4 protein-coding genes and 2 pseudogenes are annotated in these 1,894 nt (G+C 36.4%); 2 read left to right on the forward strand and 4 right to left on the reverse strand.

The features are described from left to right. From RDY04_RS09655 to RDY04_RS09670, 4 genes and pseudogenes are all read right to left on the reverse strand, one after another. On the reverse strand, window positions 1–110 hold a 110-nt coding region (locus tag RDY04_RS09655), incomplete at its 3' end, for an IS3 family transposase (protein ID WP_374110379.1). Between the two features lie 9 nt (window positions 111–119). Then, a complete protein-coding gene (locus tag RDY04_RS09660; protein WP_374110381.1) occupies window positions 120–311 on the reverse strand; it encodes a hypothetical protein in 192 nt (63 codons plus the stop codon). A gap of 58 nt (window positions 312–369) precedes the next feature. Next, window positions 370–570, reverse strand: a pseudogene (locus RDY04_RS09665) (IS3 family transposase); the annotation flags it as partial. Continuing rightward, on the reverse strand, window positions 521–703 hold the full coding sequence (locus tag RDY04_RS09670; RefSeq protein ID WP_374110380.1) for a transposase: 183 nt from the start codon (window positions 701–703) through the stop codon (window positions 521–523). The gene RDY04_RS09670 and the pseudogene RDY04_RS09665, both read right to left, overlap by 50 nt. A gap of 750 nt (window positions 704–1,453) precedes the next feature. On the opposite strand from RDY04_RS09670, the gene rpmH reads away from it, so the two are divergent. Together rpmH and RDY04_RS09485 are read left to right on the forward strand one after the other, a co-directional pair. Then, the gene (gene rpmH / locus RDY04_RS09480; protein ID WP_002885866.1) at window positions 1,454–1,588 is read left to right on the forward strand and encodes a 50S ribosomal protein L34; all 135 of its coding nucleotides are present in this window, start codon (window positions 1,454–1,456) and stop codon (window positions 1,586–1,588) included. A 178-nt stretch (window positions 1,589–1,766) separates the two neighbouring features. Further along, a pseudogene (locus RDY04_RS09485) lies at window positions 1,767–1,838 on the forward strand (IS200/IS605 family transposase); the annotation flags it as partial. Window positions 1,839–1,894 lie beyond the last annotated feature (56 nt).

Below are 1,894 nucleotides of genomic sequence, written 5' to 3' on the forward strand. Positions count from 1 at the left end.
ACCAGTTTTCTGTACTCTACAGGAGACTGGTCATTTAATTTTTGTTGAATTCTAGTTTCATTATAAAATATGATGTCATTTTTAACAATATCTATTATACTATCTTTAATTGAGTTTCTTCACTTATGAAGATAGAAGGTTTCAGACTTGAGAACAGAATGGAACCATTCGATACAGGCATTATCTGCTGGTGTTCCTTTTCGGGACATGAAACGGGTGATGCCTTTTTCCGTACAAGCCTGATAGTAGGCTTTTGAGGTGTAGACAGAGCCCTGGTTGCTGTGTAAAAGTACTCCTTGAGGTAGCCTCAAGTTGATTAAGTGTGTCGAGTACAAAGTCCGTATCTTGGCACTTGAAGATGGTATAAGCTACAATTTCACGATTATAGAGATCCATGATCGAAGAAAGATAAAGTCTACAGTTTCCAAAGTAGAGGTAGGTGATGTCTGTGACAAGCTTCTCCATAGGCTTGTCTGCCTGAAAATCACAATCCAGCTTATTGTCTGTTACATGGTAAGGTTTACCTAGATTTGGTACTTTTCTTGGGACATGTTCGACAGAGCCATCCATTCTCCTTCGTGATACGATAAACTTTTTTCTGATTAACGATAGGACTATGAATTTTCTTGAGCAAGCGAGTGATGGTTCGATAGCCGTAAATAAAGTGATTTTCTATACAGAGTTGTTCGATTTTGTCTGCTATGTCGTCTCTTTTCTGAGAATTCTTACACTCCTGTTTCTAGTTTACCAGATTTCAACAGGAGTGTTTTCTTGTGTCTCATTTCATGGGTGCAGTGCCTATTTTAAGGCTAGTTTTTTTGACAATGAAAAGCAGTCTCTGTCTAATAAAGTAAAAACAGGGTCAAAATGAGACGTCATACTACCAAACTAAAGGAAAAGTTAATCACAACTGGAATCGGGAGAGATAAGAGAAAAAGGTATCGAACAACTATCTATACGAATTGGCGACAATTTTAACGAGAAGGCTATCCAGGAGAACGTGAGTACCATGACGTGGTTTAAAAGGTAGACTTGGTGATACGGTGGGGATCATTGCTACACATAATACACCAAAGATTTTTCCTTTTGCGCAAGACTACACCAAAGTTTTAAAATATCAAATCCTAAAAAACTTGTGGCATTAAACTAGTCAAAGTCACTTAGTTTGCGCGTGTTGAATATATGAGTGAGCAAAAGCGAAAAACAAAGCTTAAAAAAATTGCAAAAATAGCTAAGGGGTGATATATACTAGATTTTTAAAACCCCTCTACTACGGTTATTAGTCTGTTCTTTTTATTAATGAATCTTCTAGTACTTCAAGATATGGTGAAAATAATCTCTAAGTATTTCTTGACAAGAGCATGCTATTACTATAAAATAATATGGTATGTTTAGTAACTGATCAAAAATAGCCGGCTAAACGAATACGAAAATTTATCAGGAGGTATTCAACGTGAAACGTACTTATCAACCAAGTAAAATCCGTCGTCAACGTAAACACGGATTCCGTCACCGTATGTCAACTAAAAACGGACGTCGTGTTCTTGCAGCTCGTCGTCGTAAAGGACGTAAAGTTCTTTCAGCTTAAGACAACAAAAAAGCAATAGTGCTCGAGACTGTTGCTTTTTTGTTGTCTTTACGGAACTATTATCTGTGCTAGTGGTTCCGTAAAGTTTTGAGCGATGTAACAAATAGTCCTCCTACTAAAGTGTTTTATTAGATAAGGTTTCCCGACCACTAATTAATATATTAAAGGAGGATTTTTGTTGAGACAGAATAATAGTTTAGCACATACTGCATGGAATTCTATGTATCATATTGAGTTTGCACCCAAATATTGACGTCAGATAATCTATGGGAAATACAAAGCAAGTATTGGTCAAATCTTACGGTT

It is taken from the genome of uncultured Streptococcus sp. (genome assembly GCF_902463925.1).
Taxonomy (GTDB): Bacteria; Bacillota; Bacilli; order Lactobacillales; family Streptococcaceae; genus Streptococcus.